The following is a 17623-nucleotide window of genomic DNA, read 5'->3' on the forward strand; positions in this document are numbered from 1 at the left end:
AATCCTTGTTTTATGGTCTCGATCGCACTTCGGCGACTAGAGTTCGAGTATCAATCGCCCGCTTTTCGCGCGCGAGCAGCAGGTCATCATGCGGGTTTGCGTGTCGCGCTCGGCGCGCGTGAGGACCACGTCGCGGTGATCGATCTCGCCCGCCAGCACGCGCACCTCGCATGAGCCGCACAAGCCTTCTTCGCAATCGCTTTGCACGTCGATGTTCGCGCGGCGCAGTGCGTCGAGCACGGTCTGATCCGCCCCTACGTTGAGCACGAGCCCCGAGTCCTTTAACTCGACTTCAAACGCCTGCTCCTGCGAAGGGTCGAGCTTGCCGCCGGTCGCGGCGAAATGCTCCACGCGCAGCGCGTCTTCGGGCCACGCCTCGCTGCAGGCTTCGAGCGCTTCGAGCATGCGCGCGGGGCCGCACGCGTAGACGCGCGTGTGTTCGTCCACGCGCAGCGCAGCGAAATCGTTGCGGGTGCCTTCCTCCGAAACGTGCAGATGCAGCCGCTCGCCATGGAGTTGCGCGAGTTCATCGACGAAGGCCATCGTCTTGCGCGAGCGGCCGCTGTAGTGCAATTCGTAGTCGATGCCGAGCTCCCGCGCGCGGCGCGCCATCGCGCTCACCGGCGTGATGCCGATGCCGCCCGCAACGAAGATCGCGCGGCGCCCCTCTTCGTCGAGCCGGAAGTGATTGCGCGGGCCGCGAATCTTCAACCGCATCCCTGCGCGCAGCATGTCGTGCATCCAGACCGAACCGCCGCGGCTTTGCGTTTCGCGCAGCACGGCGATCTCGAATGCACCGGTATCGGCGGGATCGGAGCACAGCGAATACTGGCGCGAGATGCCGGTGTCGCCGCATTCCACGTCGATATGCGCGCCCGGCGCCCAGCGCGGCAGCGCGCCGCCGTCGGGTGCCACGAGGCGCAAACGGACGATGCCTTCGGCCACCGCATCCACACGCTCGACCACCACGGGCCGCGAAAGCGCGTGTGCCGAAGGCTCGCCGATGCGCACCGGCACGTGCGCGCCGAGCAGCGCTGCATTCGTGCGCTCGGGGTTCAGCGCGGGGTCCCATTCCACGAACACATGCTCAGGACCCCGGAACGACGTGTTCGGCACATACGTGAACGTCTGCTCGGCCAGGCGCATGTGCGGCAAGCGCCGCGTGAACTCTTCGAGGAAGATCTGCATTTCCATGCGCGCGAGGTTCTTGCCCATGCACTGGTGCGAGCCATAGCCGAACGTAACGTGGTCGCTCGCGTTGTCGCGACGAATGTCGAACAGGTCGGCGTCGGCGAAATGGCGCTCGTCGTGATTCGCCGAGGAGGTCACGATGAGCAGCTTCGAGCCCGCCGCGATGTCGATGCCGCCAATCTGAACGTCCTTCGTCGCGAGACGCCGCCAGGCAGCCACCGAACCATTGTGGCGCAGGCACTCTTCCACCGCGTTCGGAATGAGGCTCGGGTCCTCGCAGATCTCGCGCCACGCGTGCGGGTGCTGCAGCAGCAGCTTCATCGCGTTGGCCGTCGCGTTGGCCGTGGTCTCGTGCGCGGCCACGATTCCGGCCATCATCATCGAATGCAGATAGGAGTCCGTGACGACTTCCGGATGCGCCTTTTGCTTGCGAATACCGTACTGCATCCATCCCGGGCCATCCGGGTTCTGGCGCATCTTGTCGAGCACCTTGCCCGCGAACTGCCAGAAGTTGCCCACTGCGTGCGCGACTTCGACCTGCTCTTCTGGGCGCGGCCGGCCCCATGTATTGACCGTGTGCGCGATCGAATACTTGCGCAGCAGGTCCATGTCCTCTTCGGGCACGCCCAGAAAATGCAGCGCGACGGTGAGCGGCACTTCCCAGAGCATCTGGTCTACGAGATCGGCGCGGCCTTCGTCGATGAAACGGTCCACGTACTCGCGCGTGAGGCGCCGCACCATCGGTTCGTGGTGCTTGAGATGTTCGGGCGTGAACGGCTCCATCAGCACGCGGCGGCGCGGCATGTGCGCGGGCTCGTCCTCGTTCACGAGCGTGCGGTTCATCGCGTAGCCATACGATTCCAGCACCGCGTTCGCCTCGGGGCCCGTTGGCGTGATCTTTTCGAGCGCGATGGACGGCGAGAACGTGAGGTTGTCGCGGAAGATCGCCTTGATGTCGTCGTAGCGCGTGACCACCCAGTAGCCGAGCTGCGGGCTGTAGAACACGGGCTCCTGCTCGCGCGCCCAGCGCACGTACTCGGGCGGGTCCTGCTGGTAGCCGTCGCTGAAGGGGTCGAATGCAGCCGCGTTGGCGCTGACCGGGCAGCGCGGCGCGGCGCCTGGCGCCTCGCTCGCTGCGTGGGGGAACGGGCAGCGGCCCGTTGACTGGGGTTGTGTCTCGCTCATGTGCCTCTCCTGCAACCTGCATGCATGCGTTACGTTTTGCGTAACTCTAGTACGCATTGCGTAATTCAGAGATAGGGGTTAACGTGCAAGCACGGCAGGCACTGCGCCGCGCCTACGCACCCTAAAATCCCGCGTGAACCCAACCGATTCCCCAGCGTCCCCGCCCAGCATGGAAAGCAGGAAAACCGCCAGCCGCCGCCCCGCGGCCAAAGCCGCCGAAGCCGCATCGCCCGCCAAAGTCACGCGAGAGACGAAAGCCGCCACCGCGCCACGCGAGCGCCGTCAACGCGTGCAGTCCGCGCAAACGGGCATGGCCGTGCTCAAGGGCCTCGCGCGCCTGGGCGGCCGTGCGAGCCTCTCGGGTCTCGCCGCGTGCGTGGGCGAGAGTCCCGCGAAGGTGCATCGTTATCTCGTGAGTCTGATCGACGAAGGGCTCGTCGCGCAGGACACCGCCACGCAGCAGTATCTGCTCGGCGCCGAGGCGATGATGATCGGCGTGGCCGCCATGCGCCAGGCCGATCCGGTGCGCATGGCGGAGCCCGCGCTCGTGCGCCTGCGCGAGACGCTCGAAGTGACGTCGTTCGTCGCGGTGATGGGCAACAAGGGTCCCACGATCATCCGCTTCGAGGAGCCGGGGCTGCCCGTGACGGTCAACGTAAGGGTGGGGTCGGTGATGTCGCTGCTGTGGTCGTCCACGGGCCGCGTGTTTCTCGGCCTGCTCGACGACGCGCGCGTGCTCGCGCAAGCGGAAGATGAACTCACGCACGCCGATGCTTCGTTGCGCGCGCAACTGAGCGCGAGCGATCCGATCGGCTCGCTGCGCCGCGACGTGCAGGCTGCGCGCTGCGCGAGCGTGCGAGACACGAATCTCAAGGGCATCAGCGCCGTTTCGGCGCCGCTCTTCGATCACACCGGCAAGCTCTGCGGCGTACTCACGGCGCTGGGCGCGACGGGCGGCTTCGACGCCACGCCCGAAGGCCCGAACGGGCGCGCCGTGCGCCGCGAGGCTGACGCCGTGAGCGCCCTGCTCGGTTACGTGGCGCGCGCCGTTCGTTAGCGAGGCACGATCTGTGCGTCCGCGTCGGTCAGGGTATCCAGGAACGCCACCACGTCGCGGATATCCGAGTCCGACCAGACCGGTTTGCCGCCCAGGTGATTCGTCAGTGGCTCCGTCTTGACGTCCACATTACTGCGCAGATTCTTCGGCAGGTCGTCAAACTTTACGACGTGGCCGTGTGCGTCTTTCGAATACCACTTCTCCGGGTTCGTGTCGCGCTCGACATAGAAGCGCATCGAATCTTCAAGCGTGTGGAACATGCCATTGTGGAAGAACACGCGTCGCGTGGCGACGTTGCGAAGCGTGGGCGTGCGGAACATCCCGCAGAACCACTTTTGCTGCTTCGCCTGATCTTCACGCAGCGGGCCACATAACCCCATGTCGAAGAAGTTCGGATCGCGGTTGGCCGGAATGTCCATGTTGCGTGGTACACCCAGCGTCTGAAAGTTGTAATCGGTCAATGCCGGATGCGCGCCGTGAGCACCTTTGTCGATCAGATGACAGCTTGCACAGTTCCCCTTGTCCGGGTCGCTGAACAGCTTCAATCCGTGCGCTTCCTGTGGCGTGAACTGATCCTTGCCGTCGAGCACGCGGTCAAACTTGCTGGAGTACGGCGCGAACGACGGATCATTGAACTGGAATGCCTGCAATACCTTTCCGAGGTCCGCCAGCGCCTGCGCCGGTCGCGAGAAAATGTCCTGGCCGAACGCTTCCCGGAACTGCTGTGCGTAGGCGCTTTTGCTCAGCTTCTGCGCTACGTCGTCCGCGCTGCTGTTTGCCATTTCATCCGGATTGAGCAGGGGAAATGCAGCCTGATCTGCCGGGGTGTTGTAGCGCCCATCCCAGGTGTATCCGCCGATGGGCTGATTGTCTCCGTCCTCGAGACGCTCTTTCAGGCTATTTGCCTGCGTGAACGTCCAGTAAGGCACAGCACGCAGATAGCGCAGCGACGGCACCGCGCGCAGTCCGGCTCGATCGAGGTTTGGACCACCGAACTGGACAGCCAGACCGTTAGGCGGCCCATAGGCATTCGCGGGGCTGTGACAGGAGGCACATGACTGCTTGCCGGAAGCCGACAGCGACGGATCGAAGAACGCTGCCTTGCCGATCGCTGCCAGATCAGAAGCACCTGCTTTGACCGGGGCTGCTTGAGCGTCCGGTGCGGCTTTGTCGCACGCGGACAGAAGGAAAAGGCAAAAGGCCGTTGCGAGAACAGCCCTTGAAGGGAAATGGCGCATGACGGATCAAGAAAAGAGCCCGGTTCGAACAGAGAACCGGGCTAAGACAACAGAGTTCTTGTGAGACCGCTAGGGATTAGCGGTTATCAATGTTGGCCGACGTGAAGATCGGCTTGAGCGATGCATCATCGGCGTAGCCGAGATACGACCCAATGCCGAAGTTGTCTTCGAGCGCACGCAGCAGCGCGTAGTGGTTGTAGCCCGTACTATCCACGTGGCCGCCCTTGATGAACGGCGACAGCAGAAGCGTACCAATCTGATCGCCGCCGACTCCGAGGTAGTTCAACGCAATCGACACCTTCTGCACGGATGCAGGCAGCGACGCCACGTTAATTCCGAGCAGGCCTGCTTGAGCCACCGGCAGCGTGGACATCGTGACCTGTTCCGGACGCGTCACGTTCGGACCCGTTTGCTGGTTGCAGCCAGGGCACTGGTTGCCCATCTCCGGCTCCAGCAGGGAAAGCGTCGTGCCATCGGCACTGACTTGCGTCGTCGGCGTGAGTCCGGTCACGACGCCTTCGTCCGTGGTGATGATGATCAGGCCGTCCTGCTTGTAGGCGGGCGAAGCCTGGATCAGCGGGACCGTCTTCTTCAGGAACGCGTCGATCGAAGTCAAGCCGCCAGGCTGGCCATTCTTGCAGCCCTTGCCCGCAGCCCCTGTACCGTCGCCATCATGACCATCGTTGCACAGGTTCGGCGTGATGAAGGAGAAGTTCGGCGTAGTGTCAATCGACTGAAGATCCGCTGCCAGGTCGTCTTGCAGGTTGACCACGTGCGCGTCGCAGTTCGCCAGATCATCGATGGTCGAATGGAAATACGGGAACGGATTGTGACGCGTTGCGTACTCATCGCTCGCCACGTCGCCCGACGCAGAAGGAGCCTGTGCTGCCTGCGTGCCGTCCACAGCCTTCGTCGGGTCGGAGCCCGCAAGCTGCGCGGTACGGCGCGGGAACGAACAGGTTCTCGTGCCGTCACGGTTCAGGTCGTTGCCCATGTCCTCGTTGTAGCTGCGCCACGTGAGCCTGGCCTGTTCCATCTGGTTGCCAAGATGCTGCACGCGGGCCGGGAACACGCAGCCGCCGCTCTGGTGGCCGTTTGCGTCCGTACCTGCCTTGAGAACTTTGGGGTTCGCCGAGTCGTTGCCGGCATCCACGATATCGGACCACAGCTGGAAGCAGTCCGTTTCGGTGTCGTGCGTCGACGGCTGACCCGACACCATCGAAATGTAATTGTCCAGTGAAACGTGGCCGGTGCCGTAGTAGTTCGAAAGGAACGTGCCCTGCGGCACCAGCGATTTCAGGTACGGGTCCTGGTTCGAATCCGAGGCCGTCGTGCCGTACGTCGATTCCGCGCTCTTGTTTTCGAGCACGATAACCCAGACGTGCTTGATCGCCTTGCTCGATGCGACGGTTGCGATGTACTGGTCGCTCGCTGCCTTCACCGCGGCGTTGCCGTTGGTGTTGAAGTCGCCCAGCAGGGTGTCCGGCGTCGTGCCGATCTTGTTCGCCAGTTGCGTTTGAGCATCCGACTGCGACAGGCCGCTGTCCACCAGTTGCGAAAGCTGCGTGGTGATCGCGCTGACGGAACTGACGCCGCGCGGCGAACGGAACGTAGCCGTGCTGTTGAACGCCGTGCCCATGTTCTTGCCTGATGCGTCGTTCTCCGTGGCGCCGCTCAGGTCGGCAACGATGTACTTCCACGACCCATTGCTCGTATCGGAGATCGAGAACTTGCCCTGGGCATCGGAGCGCGCGACCGGCTCGCCCTGGTCGCACTTGCCGTTGTTGTTCACATCCAGGCAGACCGCCGCATTCTGGATATAGCTGCCGAGCACCTGGCCGGTGACTTTCGGTCCGCCGTCCGAATCGTTGCTTCCGCAACCAGACAACCCCGCCATGACGCCGATGCTGGCCAGCATCGCGAGCGCACCCCTGCGCGACTGTGTTTTCTTCACAACTGTCCCTCGTTATAAGTCGGGTACACCCGACGGTTTTTGACTCGCGGAAAGTTTATGTAAGTTGTGTTACACGCCGGTTAAGAAACAACCGCACGCTCGAAAATCGTTCGAAAGAACCATGCTTGCGCACACAACCAACTGGTGCGCGGGGCGAGGCGCCGCTATCGCGATTCCCGGCCCGCCGCGATGCAACCGGCTATCATGTGAATTCAACGGTAGATGGAACGAATCAATCACATGGCTTCCCCACAGGAAAACGTCAGCATGGCGGTGTTCTGCGACTTCGAGAACGTCGCGCTCGGCGTGCGCGACGCGAAGATCGACCGCTTCGATATCCAGCCCGTGCTGGAACGGCTCTTGCTCAAGGGCAGCATCGTCGTGAAGAAGGCGTATTGCGACTGGGAGCGCTACAAGGGCTTCAAGGCCGCGATGCACGAAGCAAGCTTCGAGCTGATCGAAATTCCGCACGTGCGCCAGTCGGGCAAGAATTCGGCCGATATCCGCCTCGTCGTCGACGCGCTCGATCTCTGCTATACGAAGTCGCACGTGGACACCTTCGTGATCGTGAGCGGCGACTCCGACTTTTCGCCGCTCGTCTCGAAGCTGCGCGAGAACGCGAAGAAGGTGATCGGCGTGGGCGTGAAGCACTCCACCTCCGACCTGCTCGTCGCCAACTGCGACGAATTCATCTTCTATGACGATCTGGTGCGCGACCTCGTGCGCGATCAGCAGACGCAGGGCAAGGGCAAGCACAAGGACGGCAGCGGCGCGAAACGCCAGGGCGGCGACGAGCGTCAGCCGAAGCAGGACGGCGACGAGCGCAAGTCGAAGGCCGTTGCGTTCGCGATCGAAACGCTCGACGCGCTCGTGCTGGAGCGTGGCGAAAGCGGCAAGATCTGGGCTTCGGTGCTCAAGAGCGCCATCAAGCGCCGCCGGCCCGACTTCAACGAAACGCGCTACGGCTTTCGCGCATTCGGCAATCTGCTCGAAGAGGCGCAGTCGCGCGGACTGCTCGAAGTGGGCCGCGACGACAAGTCGGGCACGTGGGTCTCGCGGCTGAACCCGCCCCCGCTCCCGGCTGCCCCCGCCAGCGTACCGGCGCCGGAGAGCCCGGTGGCGCGCGCCGAGGAGCCGCGCGGCAGACGCAAAGGCCGTCGCAATGGCCGCGGCGGCGCTGCGGAGGCGCGCGAAGCCGCAGTCGAGCAATCGGTCGAGGTCGAAGCGCAAAGCGAAATTCCGTTCGAGCCTGTCGAGGCGCTTGCGCATGCAGCGCATCGGCACGACGCCACGCCGCCCTTCTCCGCCGAGCCGTTCGACGCGAACGAGCGCACCCGCGCGCCGCAAGAGGCACACGAGGCGCTCGAACCGGCAGTCGATTTCGATGTCGAAGCCGCTGCGCCCGCCCCCGCGCGAGCGCGCAAGACGGCTGCGCGCAAAAGCCCTGCTCGCAAGAGGACATCGAAGAAAGCGGCCGAGACGGCACCCAGCGTTGCCGACGAAGCGGCTAGCGCCGCCCCGGTGCCGGCCGAGCCCGCTGCGAAGAAAGCGCCCTCGCGTGCGCGCCGCGCACGCAGCAAGGCCGCAGCAGAAGAAAGCTGAACATTGCGTTACGCGCGCCGCTCGCGATGGGCGGCGCGCGGCGCATCGATCAATCAGTCGCCGAACGGATTCCCGGGGCGCTTGCCCTTCTCCGCGGGCGCTTCATCACTCTCGGGCGATCCATTCCCAAACGGATCCTGCTTGCCCGACGGCCTCGCGTCGCCAAACGGATTCGCCGCCGGACCGGGTTTCGCTCCGCCAAATGGATTCTCCGCGCCGGTACGCTTCCCACCGCCGAACGGATCACGCGGGTCGGGCGCCTCGCCGGCATCGTCCTCCACGGCGTCATCCTGCGCCTGCGCGAGGTTGTATTCGCCCCGCACCTGCTCCAGCACGCGCGCCACGCTCGCTTCGAAGCCGGCCGCGTTGTGAAAGTGCTGCATCGTCCAGTTGCAGCCGCTGCGGTCGGCCGCCTGCAGTTGCGGGCGCGGCACGCCGATCTTCACGCCGTCGTCGACCACCTCCTGGAGCCGGTGGATGCGCCGGTGCACTTCCTCCTGCAGCCGCGAAGCATTGAGCGTCTTGCGCAACATTGCGAACCTCCTTTCCTGTACGCGTCACGTCGCGCGAGTCTAGCGCAATGCCTCGTTCGCGTCGCTACGTGGCCGGCGCATTCATGTGCGCGAGCGCGTCGCGCATCGAATCGCTCGGCACCACGAGTTGGCCCGTGAACGGCGTATCGAGATCGGCGATGACATAGACCGCCGACGAAATGGACACCGCGCCCAGCACGATCAGCACGATTGCCAGCGCGTTATGCGGCGCGACGAGACCGAAGCTCAGAAAGATCAGGACCAGCCAGAGCGCGAGCATCGTGAAGAATGGCCGTGAGATCGTGCCATGCGCCTCTTCGATGAGACGCCAGCGCGTATCGGTCACGCGGTCGAACATCTGCGAGAGCGGGCTTAGCAGCGCCTGGTGGTAGGCGTCCCGCGGTGCGAGCGTTTCGATTTCGTGCCCCACTGAGTCGAGCAGCGCGCCGAGCGGCCGGCTTTCGAGTTCGTCGCTGCCGGCGCCGGGATCATGCGGATAGTAGTTGCCCGGCGGCGGCTTTTCCCGCTCCCACGTCGAAGCGATGGCGCTTGCCGTATAGGCGCGCAGCAAGGTGCGCGCCGCGGCCGCGTCGGGGCCGTACTCGCGCAGACGTTGATCGAGCTGGATCAGGTTGGCGGCGTAGGCGCGCATGTCGTTGGTCGCCGTATCGAAGCTCGATTTCGCGGAAGCCGTGAGCAGGCTCAGCACGAGCGCCGCAAACGTCACCAGCATGCCGATCACGAGTTGCACGAGCTGCACGGTTTCGTGCTTGCGATGCTCCTCGGGCAACAGCGGCCGCAGCAGCACGCCGAGGCCCGTGCCTCCGAGCAGCAGCGCGAACACGAGCAAGGCCGACTGGATTTCAGTCATGGCAACGGCCTCCGTTCTTCTTCTTCGGCGGCGTCTACCTGCGCGGCAGTGTCGGTGTGCGCCGCAGCGGGCGCCGTGGGCGCTGCCTCCGCTTGCGCCCCGCCAACATTCAACGCGTCGATGCGAGTATGAATTGCCTTCGCCTGCGCCTCGCCCGGCACGAGATCCGGATGCGCCCGCGGCACCGCGAGCTTCCACGCGGCGTCCAGTTCGCGCCGGATCGAATCGTAGATCTCCTTCGAAATGGAGCGGTCCTCGTACATGGCCTGCACGCGCTCGCGCCCTTCGCGCAGCGCATAGAGCAGCAGCATGCGCCTCTCCAGCACGTCTGAACCATGGCCGAAGCAAAGGCGCACGTCCTCGAGCCCATGCTCGGCCGTCGCGATGCGCGCCTTGAGTATGGTCTTGAGCAGCGCCGCGAGACGCTCGCCCAGGAGCGGCGTGAGACTGCGGTCGTTGAAGACGATCAGCTGATGCAGCACCACGCGGCGACACATCAGGAGTTCGAATCGATCGGCGAGCGCGTCGCCATACGGCTGCCGCACGCGCAGCCAACGATAAAGCCAGCGCCCGACGCGCATCTCGATCGTATCCGCAAGGATTTTCGCGGCGGCGCGCTGATAGCCGAGACGGCCGCCCGCGCGCGCCTCCTCGATCATGGCGTCCGTGTTGCGCATCATGGCGTCGAGGTTGCGGATCGTGATGATGCCGCTGCCATACTGCGGAACCAGATCGCGCTCCTTCGCCGCGAGCGTGACGAGGCCGATGACGAGACGCTCGCGGTCGGTCAGCGCGGCTTCGATATCGAATGCCGTGGCGCCGCTATAAACGCTTTGCCGGAACGTGTGGCAGGCCTGGTCGGCGATCGCATCGGAAATGTGAAAGGTGCGCGCCGCCATATGCACGCGCTCGGATACGCCGATCGACGAGAGCTGCACCGCTTTCTGTTGCAGCGCCTGCTCCTGGGGCGAAAGCAGATCGAGGCGCAGCCGCCGAATCAGCAGCTTGAGCGACGTGCCGTTCACGATCAGGCTCACGAGCACGAAGCCCGTAGCGAGAATCGCCACGAAACGGCGCGTGGATTCCGGCAGCGCCGTGTCCTGCGCGAGGCCGAGCGCGAGCACGAGCGTCACCGCGCCGCGCAACCCGCCCCATGCGATCACGAGCTTGTAGGCGGCGCTCACGGGCTCGGTGAGGCGCAGGCGGCTCAGCAGCGGCAGCATGCCGAACACCACGACCACGCGCGCGGCGAACGCCGCCGCGACCACCACGGCGAGCGCAATGAGGTCGATCCACTGGGCGTTTCGCAGCGTGGCCGGAATCTGCATGGCCGCGAGCAAAAAGATCGCCGCGCCCGCCATGGCTGCGATCTGCTCCCAGATCAGTTGCAGATGCTTCCAGTTCACCGGCGACAGGCGTGTGCTCCCCAGGCCGCTAATGACGAGCCCGGCCGCGACCACGGCCACCACGCCCGAGACGTGCAACATCTGGTCGGCGAAGAGATAGAGCGGGTACGGGAGCGCGAAACTGAGCGAGATCTCGGCCTTGCCCTCCCCGCCCAGCAACGGTAAGAGCCACGCAAAGACGCGCCCGGCCAGCGCCCCGACCAGCAGGCCGCCACCCAGCGCAACGCCGAACGCGCGTATCGCGGCCGTTGCCGACACATTCGCGGCGTCGCCCGTGATCGCGGCGATCAGCACGCCGGCGATCGCAATCGCGGCCGCGTCGTTGAGCAGGCTCTCGCCCTCCACGAGGCGCACGAGCCGCTCGGGCGCGCCCACTTCGCGGAACACGGCGAGCACGGCGGAAGGGTCGGTCGTCGCGATCATCGCGCCAAGCAGGAGGCCGTCGGCCAGGGGACCCAGGCCCGTGAGACGGACCGCGCCGCCCACCACGCCGGTCGCGACGAACACGGCTACCACGGCAAGCAGCAGAATGGGCGCTGCGTCGCCGAGCATCTCGCGCACGTTCACGCTGAGCGCGGCCTGGAATAGCAACGGCGGCAGGAAGATCCACAGGTACGCTTCTGGCGGCAGCCGCGGCGCGAGCGCGGGTATCACGAAGTTCGCCGAGAGCGCGGGCCACACCTCGCCGCTCAGGAGATAGATGCCGCCCAGCGTGAATCCCCACGCGGCAAGCAAGACCGATTCGGAAATCGACCACCGCAGGCTCACCGCCTGGACGAGCGCGATACTCGCCAGCAGAAAGCCGCTCAGGAGAAGGACGTGGATGACCATGGCGTGAGCGTCACGGCGCCGGCAGCCACACCACCGTCAACGACCTCACCCCTTGTGCACCCTGGATCAGCACGCCTTCGATATCCGCCGTCGCGGACGGCCCCGTGACGAGCGCCGCGTAGCGCGCGCCGCGAAAATCGTCACGCCGGTACGCGTCCTGCAGCCCCGCCACCAGTTGCGTGGGATCGAGCAGCACCACGAGATGCTGCACGAGATAGCCGAGCGCGTTCACCACGTACTCGCGCTCGCTCAGCCACAGCGAGCCCGTCTCCGCCACGCCGAAACGCGCACGCACCACGCCGACGTCGACGTCTTCGAGCGAAGCCGGTTTTGTGGCAGCGTTGATTTCACGCGTGCCCTGCAACTCTGGCGTGGCCGACGCAATGCGCACCTCGTTGCCGAAGCGGCGCAAGATCATTGCACGCACATCGGCCGCACTTTGCGCGTCCGACTCGCCGCCGCCCATCAACTTGAGCGCGGCGCCAAAGCGCTCGCGCAGATCGCCTGCGGGCGCATCGAACAGCGGCACCTCGGGCAGCGGCTCGTGTGCGGGTTGCGCGGCGCGCACGCGCGCGAGAAACGCCTCACGATCCGCCATCGCCGCCTCCCTTGCGGTTCTTCCGGTACCACGCGTGGAACGTAGTGTGCGGCACGTGCGGCAGATCGCGTTGCTTGCCCCAAATATTGAGCGGGTTGTAGAGCATGAAGTTGGGCAAGCGCCGCAACGCGCCTTCGAGCGACTTCACCGTGCCGCGATAAAGCGTCGGGCTGCCGAGCAATCGGCCAGCCATCTTCAGCACTTCCTGCTTCACGAACGGCACCTCGTGCTGTGCCGCGATGACCTGCCGCCACTGGTAAATCTGCTCGTGAATATTGATCTTCACGGGGCACACATTCGTGCAACTGCCGTTGAGCGTCGATGCGAACGGCAACGCGCTGAAGCGTTTGAGGTCGTAGGTCGGATTGATGATCGCGCCTATCGGTCCCGCATAGGTGCTGCCATACGAGAGGCCGCCGCTGCGCCGATAGACGGGACACGTATTCATGCACGCGCCGCAGCGAATGCACTTGAGCGAGTACCAGAACTCGGGCATCGCGAGCCGCTCGGAACGGCCGTTGTCGACGAGCACGAAGTGCATTTCGGCGCCGGGCCGCGGCGCGCGGAAGTGCGAGGTGTATTGCGTGATCGGCGAGCCGAGTGCGCTGCGCGAGAGCATGCGGATGAACACGCCGAGATCGGAAAGACGCGGAATCAGCTTCTCGATGCCCATCGATACGATGTGCAGCGGCGGCACGTTGGCGGAGAGGTCCGCGTTGCCTTCGTTGGTGCACACCACCACCGTACCCGTTTCGGCCACCGCGAAATTGCAGCCGGTCATGCCCGCCGTTTTCTCGCGCACGAACCACGGCCGCGTATTCATACGCTGGCTTTCCGCGAGATAGTGGATGTCGTTGTTGTGCGGGTCCGTGCCGATGGTGCGTCCGAACACTTCGGCCACATCGTCGCGCAGTTTGTGCACGGCGGGCACGACGATATGGCTGGGCGGCTGCTTGTCGAGCTGCTGGATGCGCTCGCCAAGATCGGTCTCCATCACCGAAATGCCGCGCGATTCCAGGTACGGGCGCATTTCGCACTCGTCGGTGAGCATCGACTTGCTCTTCACGAGCGCCGTCATGCCGCGCTCGCTCAGGATGCGATGAACGATTGCGTTGTGCTCCTCGGCCGTATCCGCGAAATGGACCTGCACGCCGTTTTCTTGCGCCGTGCGCGTGAACTGGTCGAGGTAGTCGGCGAGATGCGAGAGCGTATGCGCCTTGATTTGCGAGGCGAGCGTGCGCAACATTTCCCATTCGGGAATGGCGTGGGCCTGCGCGTCGCGCTTCGTGCGCAAATCCCACAGACGCTTGTCGTGGAAGGCCACATGCTCGGGCCGCGAGAGAAACGCACCGGCGAGCTTCGCGTGTTCGACTCGCTTCATTCGCGCGCTCCGTTGAGCACCTGGGCAATATGGATGAAGCGGATGTCCGCGCTCATGCGTTCGGCGCAGCCCTGCTGGTGCATGAGGCAGGACATGTCGGCGGAAACGATGTATTGCGCGCCCGCGCTCACGTGATCGACCACCTTGTCCTGGCCCATACGCACCGACACCGCCTCTTCTGTCACGGCGAACGTGCCGCCAAAACCGCAGCATTCGTCGGGACGCGCCGGCTTCACAAACTCGATGCCCTTCACGTGTTCGAGCAGCGCGAGCGGCTTCGAGAACACCGGACCGGCGATTTCCGAAACGGAAGCTTCCTTCAAATGGCGCAGCGCGCTGCAGCTGTTGTGCAAACCCACGCGCCAGGGAAATTCGGCCCAGGGAAATTCGCGCGCGCCCAGCACGTCATGCAGGAACTCGACGAGTTCATACGTGCTCTCGCGCACCTGGCGCACGGCGTCGGTCTGCTCGATTGCGGTCAAGTGGTCGCGCACGTGGTTCACGCAACTCGCAGAAGGCCCGACGATATAGTCGTAACCCGCGAAGGCGCGCGCAAACACCCGCTCCGCGCCGGCTGCCTCGGCCTGCGCGCCGCTGTTGGCCATAGGCTGGCCGCAGCAGGTTTGTTCGAGCGGATAGTCGACCTCGCAGCCTAGGCGCTCCAGCAGTTCCAGCGTAGCGATGGCCACTTCGGGGTAGAACGCGTCGATGAAGCAAGGGACGAACAAGGCAACTTTCATGCGCGGGCTCACACGAAAAGCGGACCCGAACATTCTACTGCCGAACGGCGCGGGCGGCGCGTGAAGCGTGCACGCACCGCGGGTTGCCGCGGCGCATCATGCTGCGCCGCGGCCCCTCGTTTAGAAGTTGTGGCGAATACCTGCGATCACGGCAAGCTGCTTGTCCGTGTTCGAATTCACGAGGTTCGGGATCTGCGCCAGGTTCTGCGTCGCGCCGCTCGTGGCATCGATCCCAAGGCCGGCCCCCGACGACTTCTGGCCAATCGCCACCGCATAAAGCGCCGTGCGCTTGGAGAGGCTGTAGACCGCGCCCAGGTTGATCTGGTGAAGCCGCGTGGACGATCCGCCGTCCGGATGGGCGTCATTGAAGATATAAGCGAAGCCGAACTGCAGCGCGGGCGAGTATTGCCAGGACGTGTTCAACTCGGCAATGTCGAACGAGACGTCCGCGCCTTGCGGTCGCGCCGCATCCGCGAAATAGAGGCTCTGCGAGAGACGCGTATGCGTATAGCTGAGCGCCACGCTGACCTTGTCGAAGGCGTACGAACCGCCCGCGCCGAAAATGCTTATGCGTTGCGCGTTTTGTAGTTGGCAGTACGATGCGTCTGGATTGCTACAACTAAAGTCGCCGATATAGCCGGTCTCTGTGCCCAGCGCCGCCTGCAACGGATCACGCAACTCGAGGTAACCGACAGAAAGCGAAATCGGCCCGTTCGCATAATTCGCAGCAAGCGACCAGCCGCGATTCTGCGAGAAGTTGCCCGCCACGCCGCCAAAACTGAACAGGCCGCCCACTGTGAAGCCGCCGAAACTCGGGCTCACGTATTTGATCGAATTATTGAAGTTGAACGCTTCGTTGAGGTTGTCCACGTCGCCGAAATGAGAGCCATACAGCGTCGCCCAGTTGTTGCTCGACACATAGGCGCCCAGATCGTCGGAAAACGGATCGTACTGGCGGCCGAGCGTGAGTGTGCCGTAGTGGCTATTCGCAACACCCACCCAGGCGTTGCGGTTGAACAGCGTGCCGCCTTGCAGCAGCGCGCCGTTCTGCGAAAAGAAGCTGTTTTCCAGCGTGAAATTGACGCTCGTGCCGCCGCCGATGTCTTCGCTGCCCGTGAGGCCCCAGCGCGACGGCACGAGGTTGCCGCCGCCCAGCTGCCAGTTTGCGTGGCCGCTCGTGCTGCCGTCCGCGTGCGTGGTTTGCTGGTTGGTCGAATAGATGAGGCCCGCGTCCACGGTGCCGTAAAGCGTGACTGAGGATTGCGCGTGCGCGCTAATCGCGAAGGCGCAGGAAGCCAGCGCCAGCGCCGTGCGCTTGACGGTATTTGCCATATCGTTGTCTTTTCGGAGAGAGGTGGACAGCGCGACTTGCGCGCGCCGCCCTTATCTGGAACTGCGGAGAACTGCGTGAATTGAGGGCTGCGCGCGAAGCGCGTCCCAGGGGCTACTGGCCGAATCGGGCGTAGATGTCCGGCCGCGAACGCTTGAGCACGAAGGCGATTGCCACGCCGATGAGCGCCACCGCAAGCACGACCCACGGGAACGCGCGCACGACGGGGCTATCGGAGCCTGCGAGCGCGTCGAGGTTGCCGATCAGCACGATGCCAATGGAAAGCAGACCGAAGCCGCCGAGCACAGGCGCGAGAAACGAGTGCCACAGGCGCGTGTCCTTCTTCGTGGCGCGGAAATATGCCGCCACCGAAAAACTCGTGACCGCCTGCAACATGACGATGCCGATGGTGCCGAGCGCCGAGCCCCAGCTAAAGACGATATTGAACGGATCGCTGCCCGCGACTACGAAAAGGCCCACCGGCACGGCAACGGAAAGCGTCTGCAGATAGCTTGCGAGATACGGCGAACCAAACTTCGGATGCAGGCGGTCGAGCACAGCCGGAAGGATCCCCTCGCCCGAGAGCGCGTGGATGTAGCGCACGATCGTGTTGTGGAACGACAGCAGGCTCGCGAAGATGCTGGAAAGCAGCAGGAAGCTCATCGTCGTGGTCATCGCGCCGCCCAGGTACTTCGTCGACTGGATAAACCAGAAGTCGCCCGGCTGTTTCGTCGCCACGTCCGCGACGTTGCTGATGCCATAGGCGCAAACAATGGCCCACGTGACGAACGCAAAGAACACGAGAATCAGCGTGACGGAAACATAGGTGGCGCGCGGCACCGTGACCTTCGGATCGCGGCACTCCTTGCCGTAGATCGCCGTGGCCTCGAAGCCGATGAACGATGCGAGCGCGAACATCACCGCAATGCCGAGGTGGCCGCTGAACACGTGGCGCGGCGAAAACGGCGCGAGCGTGAGGCCATCCGGGCCGCCGTGATGAATCACGATCGCAAGGCTCAGCAGCAGCAGGATGCCGAGTTCGAGACACATGAGCACGCCGAGCAGACGGCTATTCAGGTCGATGCCGCGAATGCCGGTGAACTGCACGACGACGAGACACGCGAATGAATACGCATACCACGGCAGCGTGCCATGCATCAATGGCCCGAGCACGACTGTGCAGAAGAAGCCGAACAGGCCATACAGCGCGATCTGAATGCTCGTGTATGAAAGCAGCGCGACAAGCGCGCCGGCCATCCCGACGGGACGGCCGAAACCCGCCGTGATGTAAGCGTAGAACGCGCCGGCGCGCACGATGTGGCGGCTCATCGAAGCGAAGCCCACGCTGAACACGAGCAGCACCACGCCCGCAATCACGAATGCGCCGGGAATGCCCGCGCCGTTGCCGAGGCTGATGGCGGGCGGTACGGCGCCCAGCATGCCGGTAAGCGGCGCCGCTGCGGAAATGACGAGAAAGACGATCTGCCAAAGCCCGAGCAGGCTGCGCTGTGAGTCCACTGCCGCGTCGTCTCCAACGAGGTGGGCGGGAGAATACGGTTCGTTCATCGTTGCCTCTGCTGGTGTCTATTCTGGATTCGCCATACGACACGATGAAGAACCGCGTGCCTCTGGCGCTCGGCGAATCGAATTTCCCGATTCGGATTGAGCGCATGGTAGGCAGCTAATAAATTCGCCGACTTGGCGCA

The 17623-nt window shown here is 64.4% G+C and carries 12 protein-coding genes and 1 pseudogene; 2 read left to right on the forward strand and 11 right to left on the reverse strand.

Translation table 11 applies throughout. The features are described from left to right. Positions 1-36: 36 nt before the first annotated feature. Positions 37-2376, reverse strand: coding sequence for a cytochrome P450/oxidoreductase (locus VSR72_RS08020; RefSeq protein WP_342951861.1), 2340 nt, complete (start codon positions 2374-2376; stop codon positions 37-39). 169 nt (positions 2377-2545) lie between these two features. On the opposite strand from VSR72_RS08020, the gene VSR72_RS08025 reads away from it, so the two are divergent. After that, complete coding sequence (locus tag VSR72_RS08025; RefSeq protein WP_342951862.1) at positions 2546-3433, forward strand: IclR family transcriptional regulator; 888 nt, start codon at positions 2546-2548, stop codon at positions 3431-3433. On the opposite strand, the gene VSR72_RS08030 is transcribed toward VSR72_RS08025, so the two are convergent. Together VSR72_RS08030 and VSR72_RS08035 are read right to left on the reverse strand one after the other, a co-directional pair. Continuing rightward, entirely contained in the window at positions 3430-4671 is a 1242-nt protein-coding gene (locus tag VSR72_RS08030; protein ID WP_342951863.1) for a cytochrome c peroxidase, read from the reverse strand. The two genes, VSR72_RS08025 and VSR72_RS08030, sit on opposite strands and share 4 nt — an antisense overlap. A 76-nt stretch (positions 4672-4747) precedes the next feature. Next, positions 4748-6625 (reverse strand): alkaline phosphatase family protein, encoded by a 1878-nt coding sequence (locus VSR72_RS08035; protein ID WP_342951864.1) that lies wholly within the window; start codon positions 6623-6625, stop codon positions 4748-4750. Positions 6626-6865: 240 nt separating this feature from the next. Between VSR72_RS08035 and VSR72_RS08040 the strand changes: the two genes are divergently transcribed. Further along, the gene (locus VSR72_RS08040; RefSeq protein WP_342951865.1) at positions 6866-8227 is read left to right on the forward strand and encodes an NYN domain-containing protein; all 1362 of its coding nucleotides are present in this window, start codon (positions 6866-6868) and stop codon (positions 8225-8227) included. Between the two features lie 299 nt (positions 8228-8526). On the opposite strand, the pseudogene VSR72_RS08045 reads toward VSR72_RS08040, so the two are convergent. The 8 genes and pseudogenes from VSR72_RS08045 to VSR72_RS08080 all read right to left on the reverse strand — a co-directional run. Further along, positions 8527-8760: pseudogene (locus VSR72_RS08045) on the reverse strand (hypothetical protein); the annotation flags it as partial. 64 nt (positions 8761-8824) lie between these two features. Further along, positions 8825-9631: a hypothetical protein gene (locus tag VSR72_RS08050; protein WP_342951866.1), complete on the reverse strand. Its 807-nt coding sequence runs from the start codon at positions 9629-9631 to the stop codon at positions 8825-8827. Further along, positions 9628-11868: a cation:proton antiporter gene (locus VSR72_RS08055; RefSeq protein ID WP_342951867.1), complete on the reverse strand. Its 2241-nt coding sequence runs from the start codon at positions 11866-11868 to the stop codon at positions 9628-9630. The genes VSR72_RS08050 and VSR72_RS08055 overlap by 4 nt, the downstream gene beginning before the upstream one ends. Positions 11869-11878: 10 nt before the next feature. Next, complete coding sequence (locus tag VSR72_RS08060; RefSeq protein ID WP_342951868.1) at positions 11879-12466, reverse strand: LUD domain-containing protein; 588 nt, start codon at positions 12464-12466, stop codon at positions 11879-11881. After that, a complete protein-coding gene (locus VSR72_RS08065; protein ID WP_342951869.1) occupies positions 12453-13847 on the reverse strand; it encodes a lactate utilization protein B in 1395 nt (464 codons plus the stop codon). The genes VSR72_RS08060 and VSR72_RS08065 overlap by 14 nt, the downstream gene beginning before the upstream one ends. Next, complete coding sequence (locus tag VSR72_RS08070) at positions 13844-14587, reverse strand: (Fe-S)-binding protein (protein ID WP_342951870.1); 744 nt, start codon at positions 14585-14587, stop codon at positions 13844-13846. Before VSR72_RS08070 ends, VSR72_RS08065 begins: the two co-directional genes overlap by 4 nt. Positions 14588-14707: 120 nt before the next feature. Then, on the reverse strand, positions 14708-15919 hold the full coding sequence (locus tag VSR72_RS08075; RefSeq protein WP_342951871.1) for a porin: 1212 nt from the start codon (positions 15917-15919) through the stop codon (positions 14708-14710). Positions 15920-16031: 112 nt separating this feature from the next. Next, positions 16032-17483, reverse strand: coding sequence for an APC family permease (locus VSR72_RS08080; protein ID WP_342951872.1), 1452 nt, complete (start codon positions 17481-17483; stop codon positions 16032-16034). Positions 17484-17623: the final 140 nt, after the last annotated feature.

Source organism: Paraburkholderia sp. JHI869, assembly GCF_038900775.1.
In the GTDB taxonomy this organism is placed as follows: Bacteria; Pseudomonadota; Gammaproteobacteria; order Burkholderiales; family Burkholderiaceae; genus Paraburkholderia.

Excerpts from the sequence above, each read along its gene's own strand:
- VSR72_RS08050 (WP_342951866.1), bottom strand. The coding sequence starts at position 9,631 with ATGACTGAAATCCAGTCGGCCTTGCTCGTGTTCGCGCTGCTGCTCGGA.
- VSR72_RS08080 (WP_342951872.1), bottom strand. The coding sequence starts at position 17,483 with ATGAACGAACCGTATTCTCCCGCCCACCTCGTTGGAGACGACGCGGCA.
- VSR72_RS08020 (WP_342951861.1), bottom strand. The coding sequence starts at position 2,376 with ATGAGCGAGACACAACCCCAGTCAACGGGCCGCTGCCCGTTCCCCCAC.
- VSR72_RS08040 (WP_342951865.1), top strand. The coding sequence starts at position 6,866 with ATGGCTTCCCCACAGGAAAACGTCAGCATGGCGGTGTTCTGCGACTTC.
- VSR72_RS08065 (WP_342951869.1), bottom strand. The coding sequence starts at position 13,847 with ATGAAGCGAGTCGAACACGCGAAGCTCGCCGGTGCGTTTCTCTCGCGG.
- VSR72_RS08060 (WP_342951868.1), bottom strand. The coding sequence starts at position 12,466 with ATGGCGGATCGTGAGGCGTTTCTCGCGCGCGTGCGCGCCGCGCAACCC.
- VSR72_RS08075 (WP_342951871.1), bottom strand. The coding sequence starts at position 15,919 with ATGGCAAATACCGTCAAGCGCACGGCGCTGGCGCTGGCTTCCTGCGCC.
- VSR72_RS08030 (WP_342951863.1), bottom strand. The coding sequence starts at position 4,671 with ATGCGCCATTTCCCTTCAAGGGCTGTTCTCGCAACGGCCTTTTGCCTT.
- VSR72_RS08025 (WP_342951862.1), top strand. The coding sequence starts at position 2,546 with ATGGAAAGCAGGAAAACCGCCAGCCGCCGCCCCGCGGCCAAAGCCGCC.
- VSR72_RS08055 (WP_342951867.1), bottom strand. The coding sequence starts at position 11,868 with ATGGTCATCCACGTCCTTCTCCTGAGCGGCTTTCTGCTGGCGAGTATC.
- VSR72_RS08070 (WP_342951870.1), bottom strand. The coding sequence starts at position 14,587 with ATGAAAGTTGCCTTGTTCGTCCCTTGCTTCATCGACGCGTTCTACCCC.